Source organism: Limnohabitans sp. (assembly GCF_040401495.1).
GTDB lineage: Bacteria > Pseudomonadota > Gammaproteobacteria > Burkholderiales > Burkholderiaceae_C > Limnohabitans.
This window is the reverse complement of sequence record NZ_JBBAOI010000014.1, coordinates 22498-37879: the sequence shown is the minus strand read 5'-3', so window position 1 is coordinate 37879 and position 15382 is coordinate 22498. Positions and strand designations below refer to the sequence as shown.

Annotated in this window: 14 protein-coding genes; 12 read left to right on the top strand and 2 right to left on the bottom strand. The window is 54.1% G+C overall.

Annotated elements, in window-relative coordinates; genetic code table 11:
• Positions 1–96 precede the first annotated feature (96 nt).
• Positions 97–564 carry a PTS sugar transporter subunit IIA gene (locus AC9UEO_RS09575; RefSeq protein ID WP_509532510.1) on the top strand — a complete coding sequence of 156 codons (468 nt, stop codon included), beginning with the start codon at positions 97–99 and terminating at the stop codon, positions 562–564.
• Positions 565–573: 9 nt separating this feature from the next.
• Positions 574–1536 carry an HPr(Ser) kinase/phosphatase gene (gene hprK, locus AC9UEO_RS09570; RefSeq protein ID WP_509532508.1) on the top strand — a complete coding sequence of 321 codons (963 nt, stop codon included), beginning with the start codon at positions 574–576 and terminating at the stop codon, positions 1534–1536.
• Here the strand turns inward: hprK and fur are convergent.
• On the bottom strand, positions 1528–1956 hold the full coding sequence (fur, locus tag AC9UEO_RS09565; protein WP_509532506.1) for a ferric iron uptake transcriptional regulator: 429 nt from the start codon (positions 1954–1956) through the stop codon (positions 1528–1530). The two genes, hprK and fur, sit on opposite strands and share 9 nt — an antisense overlap.
• 82 nt (positions 1957–2038) lie before the next feature.
• On the opposite strand from fur, the gene AC9UEO_RS09560 reads away from it, so the two are divergent.
• From AC9UEO_RS09560 to AC9UEO_RS09525, 8 genes are read left to right on the top strand one after another with little or no spacing between them, the layout of a single operon-like run.
• Positions 2039–2581, top strand: coding sequence for an outer membrane protein assembly factor BamE (locus AC9UEO_RS09560; protein WP_509532504.1), 543 nt, complete (start codon positions 2039–2041; stop codon positions 2579–2581).
• A 6-nt stretch (positions 2582–2587) separates the two neighbouring features.
• A complete protein-coding gene (gene dapB / locus AC9UEO_RS09555) occupies positions 2588–3421 on the top strand; it encodes a 4-hydroxy-tetrahydrodipicolinate reductase (RefSeq protein ID WP_509532502.1) in 834 nt (277 codons plus the stop codon).
• On the top strand, positions 3418–4062 hold the full coding sequence (locus AC9UEO_RS09550; RefSeq protein ID WP_509532500.1) for a MotA/TolQ/ExbB proton channel family protein: 645 nt from the start codon (positions 3418–3420) through the stop codon (positions 4060–4062). The genes dapB and AC9UEO_RS09550 overlap by 4 nt, the downstream gene beginning before the upstream one ends.
• Before the next feature lie 52 nt (positions 4063–4114).
• Complete coding sequence (locus AC9UEO_RS09545; protein WP_509532498.1) at positions 4115–4525, top strand: ExbD/TolR family protein; 411 nt, start codon at positions 4115–4117, stop codon at positions 4523–4525.
• A 27-nt stretch (positions 4526–4552) separates the two neighbouring features.
• A complete protein-coding gene (leuS, locus tag AC9UEO_RS09540; protein WP_509532497.1) occupies positions 4553–7384 on the top strand; it encodes a leucine--tRNA ligase in 2832 nt (943 codons plus the stop codon).
• Positions 7385–7386: 2 nt separating this feature from the next.
• Complete coding sequence (locus AC9UEO_RS09535; RefSeq protein WP_509532495.1) at positions 7387–7887, top strand: LPS-assembly lipoprotein LptE; 501 nt, start codon at positions 7387–7389, stop codon at positions 7885–7887.
• 13 nt (positions 7888–7900) lie between these two features.
• Positions 7901–8953: a DNA polymerase III subunit delta gene (gene holA / locus AC9UEO_RS09530; RefSeq protein WP_509532493.1), complete on the top strand. Its 1053-nt coding sequence runs from the start codon at positions 7901–7903 to the stop codon at positions 8951–8953.
• 25 nt (positions 8954–8978) lie between these two features.
• A complete protein-coding gene (locus tag AC9UEO_RS09525) occupies positions 8979–10262 on the top strand; it encodes a glutamate-5-semialdehyde dehydrogenase (protein WP_509532491.1) in 1284 nt (427 codons plus the stop codon).
• Between the two features lie 15 nt (positions 10263–10277).
• On the opposite strand, the gene AC9UEO_RS09520 is transcribed toward AC9UEO_RS09525, so the two are convergent.
• Positions 10278–11888 (bottom strand): esterase/lipase family protein, encoded by a 1611-nt coding sequence (locus AC9UEO_RS09520; protein WP_509532490.1) that lies wholly within the window; start codon positions 11886–11888, stop codon positions 10278–10280.
• A gap of 202 nt (positions 11889–12090) precedes the next feature.
• Between AC9UEO_RS09520 and gshA the strand changes: the two genes are divergently transcribed.
• Together gshA and AC9UEO_RS09510 are read left to right on the top strand one after the other, a co-directional pair.
• The gene (gshA, locus tag AC9UEO_RS09515) at positions 12091–13386 is read left to right on the top strand and encodes a glutamate--cysteine ligase (protein WP_509532488.1); all 1296 of its coding nucleotides are present in this window, start codon (positions 12091–12093) and stop codon (positions 13384–13386) included.
• A gap of 88 nt (positions 13387–13474) precedes the next feature.
• Positions 13475–15358 (top strand): potassium transporter Kup, encoded by a 1884-nt coding sequence (locus AC9UEO_RS09510; RefSeq protein WP_509532486.1) that lies wholly within the window; start codon positions 13475–13477, stop codon positions 15356–15358.
• Positions 15359–15382: the final 24 nt, after the last annotated feature.

The window sequence follows — 15382 nt, the reverse complement described above, 5'->3', positions numbered from 1 at the left end:
GGCTTTTTCTTGTAAAATCCTGATTTTTTAAAACTAAACAATTAAATATATACCCTAGCTTGACATGGCTAAGCGGTGCATAATCAGCACCCCAATATGAACAGACTCTCTGCCATCTTGCCTTCTGCACAAGCCCTTGTGCAGGTAGACGTCACCAGCAAAAAACGTGCTTTTGAGGAAGCCGGATTGCTGTTTGAAAACTTGCATGGGCTCAACCGCGCATTGGTAGCGGACAGCTTGTTTGCCCGCGAGCGCTTGGGCTCAACGGGCCTGGGCCACGGTGTGGCCATTCCGCATGGTCGTATCAAGGGCATGAAGTCGCCGCTGGCGGCAGTTTTTCGTTTAAGCCAACCTATAGGGTTTGATGCCCCAGACGAGCAACCTGTGTGCTTGCTGTTCTTTTTGCTGGTTCCAGAAGCTTCCACCCAAAAGCATTTGGAAATACTTTCTGAAATAGCCGAGATGCTCAGCGACACTGTCTTACGCGAGCGGCTCAAGAAGTCCAGCGATGCCCAAGACTTGCATCAACTCATCGTCGCCTGGCAATCGACCCTTACGGTCTGACGCAAGCCATTGAAACCCACCGCTGTTAGCGCAGATGTCTTGTTTGAAGACTTCAGAGAAAAGCTGGAATGGCAATGGATAGCGGGTCAGGGTGCTTCTGAGCGCCATTTTGATGAAGTGGCGGTCCGCATGGCACGCTCGGGTGCCGACTTGGTGGGTTACTTAAATTACATACACCCCTACCGTTTGCAGGTGCTGGGCGAGCGTGAAATTCGCTACCTCAACAACAGTCCCCTGGTGGACACCGAGCGCCGTATTGGGCGCATCGTGACGCTTGAACCCCCCGTTTTGGTGGTGGCTGATGGGCAAACGCCGCCCCCGCCCCTGCTCAAGATGTGCGAAGAAGCGCAAATTCCGCTTTTTGCCACCACAGAATCCTCGGCCTTTGTCATTGATTTGCTGCGTGCTTATTTGTCCAAGCATTTTGCTGACCGCACCACTTTGCATGGCGTTTTTTTAGATATTTTGGGCATGGGCGTGGTCATTACTGGCGAGTCTGGTCTTGGCAAAAGCGAGTTGGGCTTGGAGTTGATCTCCCGAGGTCATGGTTTGGTCGCCGATGATGCGGTCGATTTGTACCGCATCAACCAAACCACGATTGAGGGGCGTTGCCCAGAGTTACTGCAAAATTTGTTAGAAGTACGCGGCATTGGCTTGCTGGACATTCAAGCGATATTTGGTGAAACCGCGGTGCGTCGAAAAATGCGTCTCAAATTGATTGTGCATTTGGTGCGCAAAGAAACTTTAGAGCGCGACTATGAAAGGCTGCCGCATGAGCCTCTTACCCAAGATGTGCTGGGCATACCCGTTCGTAAAGTGGTAATTCAGGTGGTTGCGGGTCGCAACATTGCGGTTTTGGTTGAGGCGGCTGTGCGCAACACGATTTTGCAATTGCGCGGTATCGATACCTACGATAAATTTGTCCATCGCCATCGACAGGCCATGTTGGACGAGCAAAAAAAATCAGGTTGATTTATAAGGGCAAGGCGAGCGCTTGCAGTGCGCATACAAGCTGAGGGCGTGGTCAGCGATCTCGAAGCCCTTGGCGTGTGCAATATCGTGTTGGCGTTGCTCAATGCTTGCGTCATAAAACTCCTCAACACGGCCACAATCTAGGCACACCAAGTGGTCGTGGTGCTGGCCTTGGTTGAGCTCATAGACGGATTTGCCACCTTCAAATTGACTGCGCGACAAAATGCCAGCTTGCTCAAACTGCATCAGTACTCGGTAGATGGTCGCCAGACCAATATCGGCACGCTCCTCAAGCGCGAAACGGTAAACATCCTCGGCACTCATATGCCGCTGCCCGCTTTTTTGGAAAAGTTCCAAAATTTTTAAACGCGGCACCGTGGCTTTGAGGCCCGTGTTTTTTAAGCCGTCAATGGAGGACATTCGTGCTTTCTGTTGCGAAGTGAGTAGCGGGTGTGATGCCCATCGTTACAATGTTTCCATCATAACTTGCCCTTAGCCCACCATGACTCTTATGCGCCAGACAATGGCCTTGTGCGTGACCGCTGTTTTCTTGCTGTTGTCTGCGTGTTCCACCATAGATGACCCCATGGCGCGTGCAATTCGCAAAGTCACGCCTTATCGGGTGGAGGTGGTGCAGGGCAACTTTGTCTCCAAAGAGCAAGTGCAGGCTTTGCGTGTGGGAATGGGGCGCAATCAAGTCAAAGACATTTTGGGTACCCCCTTGATCGCCAGTGTTTTCCACTCCGATCGCTGGGACTATGCGTTCACGATTGTGCGAAAGGGTACAAAGCCACAGCAACGGCAGCTGTCGGTTTACTTCAAAGACGATTTGTACGTTCGCTTTGAAGGTGACGATTTGCCCAGCGAATCCGAGTTTGCTGAGCGTATTGCGGTGCCTGAAGACCGCAAAGTGGTGCCCCGCTTAGAGGCGACAAGCAAAGAGTTGGAGAAATTCCAAAAGAATGCGCCTGCACCCGTGAGCGCAACTCCTAAAGCGACAGCGCCTCCTGTTGCAAAAGCCTACCCACCGCTTGAAGCACCCTAAGCCGCTATGACGACGTCTATCGCCCAACCCCATCGCGTTGCTATCGCTGGCGCCAGCGGGCGCATGGGCCAAATGTTGGCTCAAGCGCTCACAGAGGCAGCTGACTGTCAATTGGTGGGCGCCGTGGATGTTGCTGACAGTGTGTATATAGGCAATGATGCGACAGGTTTTTTAGGGCAAGCAAGCGGCGTGATGATTCAATCTGATCTCAAAGTCGGCTTGCAAGACGCACAAGTTCTGATCGACTTTACGAGGCCTGAAGGCACCATGGCGCATGTGCAAGCTTGCCGTGAGTTGGGTGTGAAGTTGGTCATTGGCACCACAGGGTTCAGTGATGCACAAAAAGCGCACATTCAAGCTGCCAGCCAAGACATCGCCATTGTCATGGCGCCCAATATGAGTGTGGGCGTGAACGTGACTTTGAAATTGTTGGAGATGGCTGCCGTGGCTTTGGCTGCAGACTACGACATTGAAATCATTGAAGCCCATCACCGTCATAAGGTAGACGCCCCATCGGGCACGGCACTCAAGATGGGCGAAGTCATAGCCCAAGCTTTAGGGCGCGACTTAAAGCAATGCGCGGTGTTTGATCGCCAAGGACACACCGGCGCACGCCCCGATCACGCCATAGGCTTTTCCACCATCCGTGGTGGCGATATCGTGGGCGACCACACGGTTTTATTTGCCGGTACCGGCGAGCGCATTGAAATCACCCACAAGTCGTCGAGCCGTAGCACCTACGCCGAGGGCAGTTTGCGGGCAGCACGGTTTTTGGCTGGTCAGCAACGCGGCTTGTTTGATATGTTTGACGTACTGGGGTTGAGGAGCGCGCGGCCATGAGTTTGTTGCACTGGTTTGCACAGGCTGATGCTTTGAACCAACTGGTGGCGGTGGTTCTGTGTACCATGTCGGTGCTGAGTTGGGTGTTGATTATTTACAAGACATGGCTGTTGTCTGTCGCCAACCGCGATTTGGCACTGTGTCAGGCTGCGTGGTCGCAAGCCCAAGACTGGTCACAACTGCACACCACTTGGTCCGCACTGGACAGTCAAAAGTTGTTTGTTGGTTTATTGCGCAACCCTTTGGCGGCCACAACACAGGGCTTGGCTGCCGAGGCTTCCAATGAAAACCGGCTCAGCAGTGGCTTGCGTCATGCCTTGCAAATCATCCGTCATCGCTTGCAATTTGGCCAAGATATGTTGGCCACCATGGGAGCGACTGCACCGTTTATCGGTTTGTTGGGCACAGTTTGGGGCATCTACCACGCCTTGGTCAACTTGGCCCTTGCTGGCCAGTACACCTTAGACAAAGTGGCTCAGCCCGTTGGGGAGTCTTTGGTGATGACGGCAGCAGGCTTGGGGGTGGCCATTCCCGCAGTAATGGCCTACAACTTGTTGGGCAGGCGGTTGGCATCCATGGATGCAATATTGGATGCGTTGGCATTTGACTTGCGCGCTTATTTCATGACCCACGCTCAATAGGCATTGCGCAATGCGTATAGGTGAATTTGAATCCAACCCCGCGAGGGCGCCCATGAGCGAGATCAATGTCACCCCTTTGGTGGATGTGATGTTGGTATTGCTGGTGATTTTTCTCATCACTGCTCCCCTGATGGGAAGCGCCTTGCGCCTCGATTTGCCGTCTACTGAGGCGGCCTCTGCCCCTGCACCCAGTAACGGTCTGAGCCTAAGTCTTGACCCACAAGGCTTGGTTTTCATCGACGACAAACCCGTGGCGCTTGAAGCCTTGCCAGCGGTGTTGGCGATGCAAGCCAGTACCGATGCGTCTGTTGAAGTACAACTTCGCGCTGACCAACGCGTGCCCTATGGGCGCGTGGCTGAGGTGATGGGTTTGTTGCAAAAAGCGGGTCTCACCAAGGTAGCTTTGGCCGTTCAGCCCCCTGCGCCTAAAATCCAAGCATCTTTCCCGCCCCTGCAGCCATGAAATCGCAGGGGCTATTTATTGAGCCCCATGCAAGAGACCTATATTCCCAAAGACGTTGAAGCGTCTGTCCGAAGCGACTGGACCGCCAAAGACGTCTACCGCGTCAGCGAAGACACCGGCCGTCCCAAGTACTACGCCTGCTCCATGCTGCCTTACCCCAGCGGCAAGCTGCATATGGGCCATGTGCGCAACTACACCATCAACGACATGCTCACGCGACAGTTGCGCATGAAGGGCTACAACGTGTTGATGCCCATGGGCTGGGACGCATTTGGCCTGCCGGCCGAAAACGCGGCTTTAAAGAACGGCGTGCCCCCCGCCAAGTGGACCTTTGAGAACATCGCTTACATGAAAAAGCAGATGCAGGCCATGGGTTTGGCCATCGACTGGAGCCGCGAAGTCGCCACCTGCGACGCCACCTACTACAAGTGGAACCAGTGGCTGTTTTTGAAGATGCTCGATATTGGTGTGGCCTACCGCAAGACCCAAGTGGTCAACTGGGACCCGGTGGACCAAACCGTGTTGGCCAACGAGCAAGTCATAGACGGCAAAGGCTGGCGCACCGGTGCGGTGGTGGAAAAGCGCGAAATCCCTGGTTATTACTTGAAGATTACCGATTACGCGCAAGAGCTGCTCGACCACGTACAGGTCGGCAACCCCAAAGCCACATTGAACGGCTGGCCCGACAAAGTGCGCTTGATGCAAGAAAACTGGATCGGCAAGAGCGAGGGTGTGCGCTTTGCTTTCACGCACGATATTCGCGGCACCGACGGTCAGTTGATCCAAGACGGCCGCATGTATGTGTTCACCACCCGCGCCGACACCATCATGGGCGTGACCTTTTGCGCGGTCGCGCCTGAACATCCTTTGGCGCTGCATGCGGCGGCCACCAACCCCCAGCTGGCAGCGTTCTTGGAAGAATGCAAAGAAGGCGGCACCACCGAGGCCGAGTTGGCGGTGAAAGACAAGGTGGGCATGCCCACCGGCTTGTTTGTCACGCACCCCTTGACGGGCGAACAAGTGGCGGTGTGGGTGGGCAACTATGTGCTCATGTCTTATGGCGATGGCGCGGTCATGGGTGTGCCCGCGCACGATGAGCGCGATTTTGCGTTTGCCCTCAAGTACCAGTTGCCGATCACGCAGGTGGTCGAAACTCGGGTTGCACAAATTGTTCGGCAGGAAATCGAAAAAGAGCGAGATGTACTTCTTCCTCCGAAGACTCAGCAACAACTCGCCGATGACCTCAAGTCAATGCGGCACGAGTTTTCTCCCATCGAATGGCAAGAGTGGTACGCCACCAAAGACGGCGTGTGCGTCAACTCTGGCGAACTTGATGGCCTGCGCTTCAAAGACGCGGTGAACAAAGTGGCCGAGTTGCTGCAAGCCAAAGGCTTGGGCGAGAAAAAAATCACTTGGCGTTTGCGTGACTGGGGCGTGAGTCGCCAGCGTTATTGGGGCACGCCGATACCCATCATCCACTGCGAAGAGCATGGCGCAGTTCCCGTGCCCGAAAAAGACCTGCCCGTGATCCTGCCGCTTGACTGCATCCCTGACGGCTCAGGAAACCCGCTGCACAAACACGAAGGTTTCCACAAGGCGAGTCCAGGCAGCGACCAGCGTGTCGCGTGCCCCACCTGCGGCAAACCCGCGCGGCGCGAGACCGACACCATGGATACGTTTGTGGATTCGTCGTGGTATTTCATGCGCTACTGCGACCCCACCAACACTGACGCCATGGTGGCCGAAGGCACGCAGTACTGGATGCGTGACGCCCAGCACGCCACGGGCGGCAGTGGCATGGACCAGTACATCGGCGGCATCGAGCACGCCATCCTGCACCTGTTGTATGCGCGGTTTTGGACCAAGGTGATGCGCGACTTGGGGCTGGTCAAGGTCGATGAACCCTTCACCAAACTCTTGACGCAGGGCATGGTGCTCAACCACATTTATTCGCGCCGCACTGCCAAAGGTGGCAAAGATTATTTCTGGCCGCATGATGTCGAGCATGTGCTGGACGACACCGGCAAAGTGGTGGGTGCCAAGCTGAAAAACCCTGCCGACAGCGGCGACGGCAAATTGCCCGTGGGCACACCCATCGACTACGAGGGCGTGGGCACCATGTCCAAGAGCAAGAACAACGGCGTGGACCCGCAAGATCTGATCGAAAAATACGGCGCCGACACCGCACGCCTGTACACCATGTTCACCGCACCACCCGAGGCCACGCTGGAGTGGAACGACTCGGCGGTGGAGGGCAGCTTTCGGTTTTTGCGCCGCGTCTGGAACTTTGCGTTCAAGCACGAAGCTGTTATTGCGGCCGCGACCGCGGGCAACTTGAGCCAAGCCACTGTGCGCAAACAAGCCGCCGATCTGCGCCGCGATGTGCACCTGACGCTCAAGCAAGTCAGCTATGACTACGAGCGCATGCAATACAACACCGTGGTGTCTGGCTGCATGAAGCTGCTCAACGCTTTGGAAGACTTCAAACCCGATGGCAGCCCAGGTGACCAAGCGGTGTTGTGCGAAGGTACGTCGGTGTTGCTGCGCATGCTTTATCCCGCTTGCCCCCACATCAGCGCCCAATTGTGGGTGGAGCTCGGCTTGGCCGCCCGCACTGGCGATTTGCTTGACGCGGCTTGGCCCAGCGTGGACGAAACCGCTTTGCTGCGCGACGAGATCGAACTCATGCTGCAAGTCAACGGCAAGCTGCGCGGGTCCATTTCAGTGCCTGCCACGGCCAGCAAAGAAGACATTGAAAAAGCGGCTTTGGCCAACGAAGCATTCCAAAAACAAGCCCAAGGCGCAGCACCTAAAAAAGTGATTGTGGTGCCGGGGCGTTTGGTCAACATAGTGGTTTAAACATGATGAAACGCCGCATATTTGTCTCTAGTGGGTTATTGATGGGTTTGAGTGCCTGTGGCTTTCAGTTGCGCCAAGCCCCCAACTACCCGTTTCGTACCCTTTACAGCGGACTGCCTGAAGCGTCTGTGTTTGGCCAAGAACTCAAGCGCAATATTTCTGCCTCTGGACGGGTAGAGGTCATCAGCGACCCCAAGCAAGTCGAGCGTGCGGATGTGATTTTTGATTTGTTGCAGGAGTTGCCAGAGAAAGTCATTCTCAGCCGCACCTCTGCGGGAGCGGTGCGAGAGTTTCAATTGCGCTTTCGCATTCGCTTCAAGTTGCGTACCCGCGACGGCATCGAGTTAATTCCAGACACCGAGTTGGTGCAAGAGCGAGACATCAGCTTTAGCGAAACCGCGGCTTTGTCCAAAGAAACCGAAGAGGGTTTGCTCAACCGTGATATGCGATCGGACTTGGTGCAGCAGGTGTTGCGTCGACTTGCTGTCGTGCGCATGCCCTAGGCCGACAGACCCCATGCAGCTTTCTGGCCAACGCTTGACTGAACAACTGCCGCAAGAGCTGCGCTCGCTCTACACCTTGCATGGCGACGAGGCTTTGTTGTTGCAAGAGGCGGCTGATGCGATACGCGCTACCGCCAGACAACAAGGCTTTTCAGAGCGCCATGTGTTCACCGTCGCAGGTGCGCATTTTGATTGGAGCGAGGTGGAATCAGCCGCTTCGGCCATGAGTTTGTTTGCTGACAAGCAACTTATCGATATCCGCATTCCTTCGGGCAAGCCTGGCAAAGAAGGCAGCGAAGCTTTGCAACGTATGGCGCAGGCTTGTGTGGGCAATGACGGGGTGTTGGTACTGCTGTCTTTGCCTAGGCTTGATAAAACCGCTAAATCTTCGGGTTGGTTCACCGCCTTGGACGCTCATGGCATCAGCGTGCAAATCGAGCCTGTTGAACGAGCCGCTTTGCCCGCTTGGATTGCCCAGCGTTTGGCCTTGCAGCAGCAGCGTGTGCGTGCCGGTGAAGAGGGGCAGCGCAGCTTGCAGTTTTTTGCCGACAGGGTGGAGGGCAATTTGCTGGCTGCCCACCAAGAAATTCAAAAATTAGCTTTGCTTTACCCCGCGCAGGAGCTGAGTTTCGAAGACATTGAAAGCGCCGTCTTGAATGTGGCGCGTTTCAATGTGTTCAAGCTCAGCGAAACCGTGTTGGCAGGTCAACACCTGCGGGTGCAGCGCATGTTGGACGGCTTGCGGGCTGAGGGCACTTCCGAGGTGCTGGTGCATTTCGCTTTGGCCGAGGACATTCGTGCCTTGAAACGTGTCAAAGACGCGGTAGCCAGCGGTCGGGCCCTGCCGCAGGTGTTGCGTGAGCAGCGCATTTGGGGTCCCAAGGAACGTTTGTTTGAGAGGGTATTGCCACGCTTGTCCCCTGTGGTCATGGACCGCTTGCTGCAAGCCGCACACCAAGTGGACGGCGTGGTCAAAGGCTTGCGCTTTGCACAGTGGCCGCCAGACAGCTGGCAGGCTTTGGGTCGTTTGGCTTTGATGCTCAGCAAAGCCTGTCAACCCGCCTGAACGGCTTGTCTGCCAAAATCAAGCCATGAACGCCGCCACCACCATCCCCGAACTCATGCGCACCTTGGGCCTGCAAGCCCGCTGTGCGTCGGCGGGCATGGCGCGTGCCACAGCGGCGCAAAAAGCCCATGCCCTGCGGGTGCTGGCGCGTTTGCTGCGCGAACACACCGCTGCTTTGCAAACCGACAACGCCAAAGACCTGTTCCGCGCCCAAGCCGCCGGTTTGGCCGAACCCATGGTCGACCGCTTGAAGCTCTCGCCCCAAACACTGGAAACCTGCGCCATCGGCTGCGAGCAGCTGGCAGCCATGCCCGACATCATTGGCAGCATCAGCGGCATGAGCCAGCAGCCCAGCGGTATTCGGGTGGGGCAAATGCGCGTGCCCATTGGTGTGTTTGGCATGATTTACGAGAGCCGCCCCAACGTCACCATCGAAGCCGCGTCGCTGGCTATTAAGAGTGGCAACGCCTGCATCTTGCGCGGCGGCTCCGAGGCCATCGACTCCAACAAAGCTTTGGCTGTGCTGGTGCAACAAGCTTTGGCCGAGGCCGGTTTGCCAGTCGACGCGGTGCAGCTCGTGCCCACCACCGACCGCGCGGCTGTGGGTGAACTCATCACCATGCCCCAGTATGTGGACGTGGTCATTCCGCGCGGCGGCAAGGGTTTGATCGAGCGCATCAGCCAAGACGCCAAGGTGCCGGTCATCAAACATTTGGACGGCAACTGCCACACCTATGTGGACGACCCCTGCGACTTGGACATGGCGCTCACCGTCGTCGACAACGCCAAAACCCAAAAATACAGCCCTTGCAACGCGACAGAAAGCCTGCTGGTGGCACGCGGCGTGGCGGCGGCGTTTTTGCCGCGCATAGCCCAGGTGTTTGCCGATAAAGGCGTGGAAATGCGTTGTTGCCCCGAGGCCAAGGCCTTGCTGGCGAATGTCAAAGGCGCGGTGCTCAAAGACGCCACCGAGCAAGATTGGTTCGAAGAATATTTGGCGCCCATCATCAGCATCAAGCTGGTGGACGGCTTGGATGCGGCCATCGCCCACATCAACCACTACAGCAGCCACCACACCGACGCCATATTGACGCTGAACCATGTGCACAGCCAGCGCTTCATGCGCGAGGTGGACTCGGCCAGCGTCATCGTCAACGCCAGCACCCGATTTGCCGATGGCTTTGAGTACGGCTTGGGCGCTGAGATTGGCATTTCCACTGACAAATTCCACGCCCGTGGCCCTGTGGGCATTGAGGGCCTCACCTCATTGAAATATGTGGTGTTGGGGGCGGGGGAAGTGCGGGGTTGAGTTCCTGAGCGTTTCTTACCTATAGCGTCGCTGTTCTTTGCGTCCATATTGCAAATAATGCTTGGTTCCGTCAACACCTGCTTGAATCAAGTCAGGATGCAAGGAAACATATTTTTTTGGATCAAAACCATAGGGTAATAAATAAGGTACCAGCATTGTCATCTCTGCCTCTTTAAGTCTGACGGCATGTTCGCACCATAGTGAAATGGGGTTGACCTGTTGTGGAGTTGGTATAAATCCAATGAAATTGATTTCAGCTACATGTTCATGGTTGTAGGCACCCAAATAATAGCCAAACATTGCAGAGGTGACAGGAACTAAGCCGTCGGACTCCCCACCCCCTCTCGCTTTAATTATTTCCGCGGCGGGAATCATGATAGCCAGGTAAGGGTCAACTGATGCGGCGAATGGTTGTTTCCCCGTCCAAGAATAAAACAAGATGGGGAGAGGTTCTCCATTTATGTTACTTTTAACAAAACTTAAAGGACTTGCTAAGCTCATACCTCTTTCGGGTACATTGTCTTTATTCACCCCAAGACCCGCAGGGAATTGTCGGTTAAATTCTCTCATACCAGACGTGCTGAGGGCTTCACCAGCTTCTTGGATATCCGCTTTGTTCCTTGCAAGCAGATAATTAAAATCTAAAGGAAGCAAATTAACATCTATGAATTTTTGGACTATTTCTGTGCCCAATATCGCCATTACGCCCAAAACATTATTGGGTTTAATCCAATCTAATAAAAAATCAGCAAACTCAGTGCCCCAGTTGACCCCGCCCACGGTGGTTACAGAGACCACCCAGTCGGGGCGTATACCTGCGGCATACCTTGAGGCAGGCGCCCCCTGAGAGTGGCCAATCAAATGAAATTTATCAATTTTCATGGTATCTCTGTATTGCTTTAGCTGTAAAAGCAAAGCCTGGCCTCTTTTATGATTGTTAGCAAAGGGAGGGAGGGTTGGCACCAAAACGGTGGCTCCACCGTCTTCCAACATTTTTTTGATACCTTGCATGTGTTCGACTATAGTAGCTTTGCCCCAGCCACCAAAGCCATGAACCAGCACAATGGGATATATAGTGTCTTTACGCTGGTTAGTACAAATTTGTGGGGTACTTTTTACCTCTGTGGTTTTCGTCTGAGTGGGTGTGTAGACAACGGATTTAACGCATTGACTCCCCTTATCTGAAAACCCCTCCTTACAACTCTGCTGACAAGTATCCCCGACGCCAACATAGCCTGAGTAACATAGAGCAAAGCACCGCGAGCCAATTTTTTCTTGATAGCTTGTACAGTATGGATTCTGCGTCGAGGTTCTGGTGTAGCTTTTTTTAACATAGGTTTGGGTTTGTTGGCAACTTGTGCCATTCATGGAGAATCCATCTTTACATTTTTCATAACAAATGCCGTTAGATGGCTTGTCGGAGAAGCCAGTTGGACATTTTTCATAGCACAGGCCATTGACGCTATCTTTGACTAGCCCTAGTGAGCAGTATTGTGTGGGGGGTTCTGAATTTCCTGTGCCAGCATAGGCGTGCCCTACAGAAAACATCCAAAGAAAGCCCAAGACCAATAGGAAATGAAATTTTTCAATGACGGATGAAATGAGAAAAGGTCTGAAAATATCCATGAGCAACTCCTAATCTGAGAGGTATTCAACTTATTTAAAATACTTATTATTTATATTTTTTAATAAATATCATCAATATTTATACTTAAGTATTTATACTGTGAATACTTAAGTAGTACTTAATTAGCATTTAAAAACCACTTAATGTTGAAGCTGTCAGAATCACCCCCACTTACACACCTCAAACTAAATAAGCGACCCCATGGTTCCTCACCTCATCACTGCGCTCACCGGCCCCATCAACGAGCTCGAGCAGCGCATCCTCGACTCCATGCCTGCCATCGAGCGCTGGTTCCGCATGGAGTGGATGGAGCACACCCCACCTTTTTACAGCTCGGTGGACATCCGCAATGCGGGTTTCAAGCTCGCCCCCGTGGACACCAACCTCTACCCAGGCGGCTGGAACAACCTCACGCCCGAGATGCTGCCCTTGGCGGTACAAGCGGCGATGGCCGCTATTGAAAAAATTTGCCCCGAGGCGCGTAACCTGCTGCTCATCCCTGAGAACCACACCCGCAACACTTTCTATCTGAGCAATGTGGCCCAGCTGGCGCGCATCTTCAACATGGCGGGGCTGAATGTGCGCATTGGCTCGATCAACCCGGAGATCAAACAAGACACTGTTATTGAGCTGCCCAACGGCGAGTCGGTCAAGCTCGAGCCTGTGATCCGTAGCAAAACCCGCCTCGGGCTGAAAGACTTCGACCCTTGCACTATCTTGCTCAACAACGACTTGAGCGCAGGCATCCCCGGCATCTTGGAAGACCTGCACGAGCAATACCTGCTGCCGCCACTGCACGCCGGTTGGTGTGTCAGGCGCAAAAGCCAGCATTTCGCCAACTATGAAGAGGTCTCTAAGCGTTTTGGCAAGTTGCTCGGCATTGACCCTTGGCTGATCAACCCGATGTTCACCCAATGCGGTGAGGTCAACTTTGCCGAAGGCGCGGGCATGGAGTGCCTGACCACCAATGTGGACATGTTGCTGACCAAAATCCGCCGCAAATACAAAGAATTTGGCATACATGAAAAGCCTTTTGTCATTGTCAAAGCCGACAACGGCACCTATGGCATGGGAATCATGACGGTGCGCAGTGTGGCCGATCTAGAGGCCTTGAACCGCAAAACCCGCAACAAAATGAGCGTGGTTAAAGATGGTCAAGAGGTCAACCAAGTCATCATCCAAGAGGGGGTGCTGACCAACGAACGCATCAACGATGCGGTGGCCGAACCTGTGGTCTACATGATGGACCGCTATGTGGTGGGCGGCTTTTACCGCGTTCATGCAGAGCGCGGCGTGGACGAAAACTTGAACGCCCCAGGATCGAGCTTTGTGCCCTTGGCGTTTGAGCAAAGCGCCCATACGCCTCAGCCCGGCATGAAGCCAGGCGCGAGTTTGCCCAACCGCTTTTACATGTATGGCGTGATTGCCCGCTTGGCCATGTTGGCGGCAAGCTACGAAATGGAGCAAACCGACCCCAATGCCGAGGTGTACGAATAACAAAGAATGCCTATGCTGCACCACAAAATAGGTAAACTCCGCGCATCTTATTAATGGGTGAAGAGGTGATTAGCCGCTTCATAGGCTGATGAGCAGTTCCGACGCGGATTCAAATAAATCTTCTCTTGCCAGTTTGACACTGGGCGCTATTGGGGTCGTTTATGGGGACATTGGCACCAGTGTCCTTTACTCCATCAAAGAGGTCTTTGGCTCAGGCCATGTTGAATTCACGCCTGACAATGTGATGGGCATTTTGTCCATTTTCTTCTGGACCCTGACGTTTATTGTTTCACTTAAATATGTCATGTTGGTGCTGCGCGCCGACAACAACGGTGAGGGTGGGTTGGTGGCCATGCTAGCGCTGGCGTCTTCCTCGGTACGCGACAAGCCACGGCTTCGAGGCATTTTGCTGGTGGTGGGTATTTTTGGCACCTGCTTGTTTTATGGCGACGGCGTCATCACACCAGCGATCTCTGTCTTGTCAGCGGTTGAGGGCTTGGAGGTGGTGTCGCCCAACTTTAAACGCTATGTCATACCGCTGACCTTGGTTATTTTGCTGTGTTTGTTTGCCGTGCAAAAGCGAGGAACAGGCGGCATTGGTCAATTTTTTGGCCCTATTACCTTGGTCTGGTTTGCCGCCATTGCTTGCCTTGGGGTGTATCACATCGCCAGCAATCCCAGCATCTTGTGGGCCATCAGCCCTTACTACGCCTTGAAGTTCATATGGGAGCAACCTGGCACCACGTTTTTGATTTTGGGCGCGGTGGTGCTGTGTGTGACCGGCGGCGAAGCTTTGTATGCCGACATGGGGCATTTTGGTAAAAAACCGATTCGCTTGGCTTGGTTTGGCATCGTCATGCCATGCCTGACCTTGAACTATTTCGGCCAAGGCGCTTTGTTGCTGACCGAACCTGAGGCAGTGAAAAACCCTTTCTTTAATATGGCCCCCGACTGGGCACTGATACCACTGGTCATCTTGGCCACCGCGGCCACTGTGATCGCCTCGCAAGCGCTTATTACCGGCGCATTCAGTGTTACCAAACAAGTCATTCAACTGGGCTTTTTGCCGCGCTTACAAATTCAGCATACCAGCGAAAAAGACACTGGCCAGATTTACATGCCCTTTGTGAACTGGGGCTTGTTTGTGTTTATTGTGTTGGCCGTGGTGATGTTCAAGTCCTCCAGCAACTTGGCTGCGGCCTACGGCATTGCGGTGTGTACCGATATGTTGATCACCACCATCTTGACATTCTTTGTCATTCGCTACGCATGGAAGTACCCGATGTGGCTGTGCATCAGCGCCACCTCGGTGTTCTTTGTGGTGGACTTGGCGTTTTGGGGCTCCAATCTGCTCAAACTGGCCGACGGAGGCTGGTTCCCCTTGTTCATCGGCGGCATGATTTTGGTTTTGATGCTCACGTGGCGTGATGGCCGCGCCTTGTTGCACCACAAGACCCGTGCCGAAGCCATGGACTTGTCCTCCTTTTTGGACGCTTTGTTCATCGCACCTCCCACCCGAGTGGAAGGCACAGCGGTATTTTTGACCTCAGAAGACGGCATCGTACCCAACGCCTTGCTGCACAACTTGAAACACAACAAGGTGCTGCACGTGCAAAACCTGTTTGTGTCGGTGCGCAGCCATGAGGTGCCTTGGATCTCCAACCACAAGCGCATAGAACTCACCGATATGGGCCACCAGTGTTGGCAGGTGAAAATTCACTATGGCTTCAAAGACGACCCCGATGTGCCAGGCGCTTTGTCTTTGCTCAAAGGTCAGGTGGGCAATATCGACCCCATGAGCACCAGCTTTTTCCTATCTCGCGACAGCATTGTGCCCACCGTGGGCGGGGGCATGTCGCAGTGGCGGGAAAAACTCTTTGCCCAGATGTACCTCAATGCCAGTGCGGCGGCTGACTTTTTAAACCTGCCCAGCAACTCGGTGGTGGAAATGGGTAGCAAGATCGAAATTTAATCTTGGGCCGGGCAGAACTTTCCC

Bases quoted from the DNA above. Each gene is read 5' to 3' on its own strand.
- AC9UEO_RS09575 (WP_509532510.1), top strand. From the start codon at position 97: ATGAACAGACTCTCTGCCATCTTGCCTTCTGCACAAGCCCTTGTGCAG.
- fur (WP_509532506.1), bottom strand. From the start codon at position 1,956: ATGTCCTCCATTGACGGCTTAAAAAACACGGGCCTCAAAGCCACGGTG.
- AC9UEO_RS09560 (WP_509532504.1), top strand. From the start codon at position 2,039: ATGACTCTTATGCGCCAGACAATGGCCTTGTGCGTGACCGCTGTTTTC.
- dapB (WP_509532502.1), top strand. From the start codon at position 2,588: ATGACGACGTCTATCGCCCAACCCCATCGCGTTGCTATCGCTGGCGCC.
- AC9UEO_RS09550 (WP_509532500.1), top strand. From the start codon at position 3,418: ATGAGTTTGTTGCACTGGTTTGCACAGGCTGATGCTTTGAACCAACTG.
- AC9UEO_RS09545 (WP_509532498.1), top strand. From the start codon at position 4,115: ATGAGCGAGATCAATGTCACCCCTTTGGTGGATGTGATGTTGGTATTG.
- leuS (WP_509532497.1), top strand. From the start codon at position 4,553: ATGCAAGAGACCTATATTCCCAAAGACGTTGAAGCGTCTGTCCGAAGC.
- AC9UEO_RS09535 (WP_509532495.1), top strand. From the start codon at position 7,387: ATGATGAAACGCCGCATATTTGTCTCTAGTGGGTTATTGATGGGTTTG.
- holA (WP_509532493.1), top strand. From the start codon at position 7,901: ATGCAGCTTTCTGGCCAACGCTTGACTGAACAACTGCCGCAAGAGCTG.
- AC9UEO_RS09525 (WP_509532491.1), top strand. From the start codon at position 8,979: ATGAACGCCGCCACCACCATCCCCGAACTCATGCGCACCTTGGGCCTG.
- AC9UEO_RS09520 (WP_509532490.1), bottom strand. From the start codon at position 11,888: ATGGATATTTTCAGACCTTTTCTCATTTCATCCGTCATTGAAAAATTT.
- gshA (WP_509532488.1), top strand. From the start codon at position 12,091: ATGGTTCCTCACCTCATCACTGCGCTCACCGGCCCCATCAACGAGCTC.
- AC9UEO_RS09510 (WP_509532486.1), top strand. From the start codon at position 13,475: ATGAGCAGTTCCGACGCGGATTCAAATAAATCTTCTCTTGCCAGTTTG.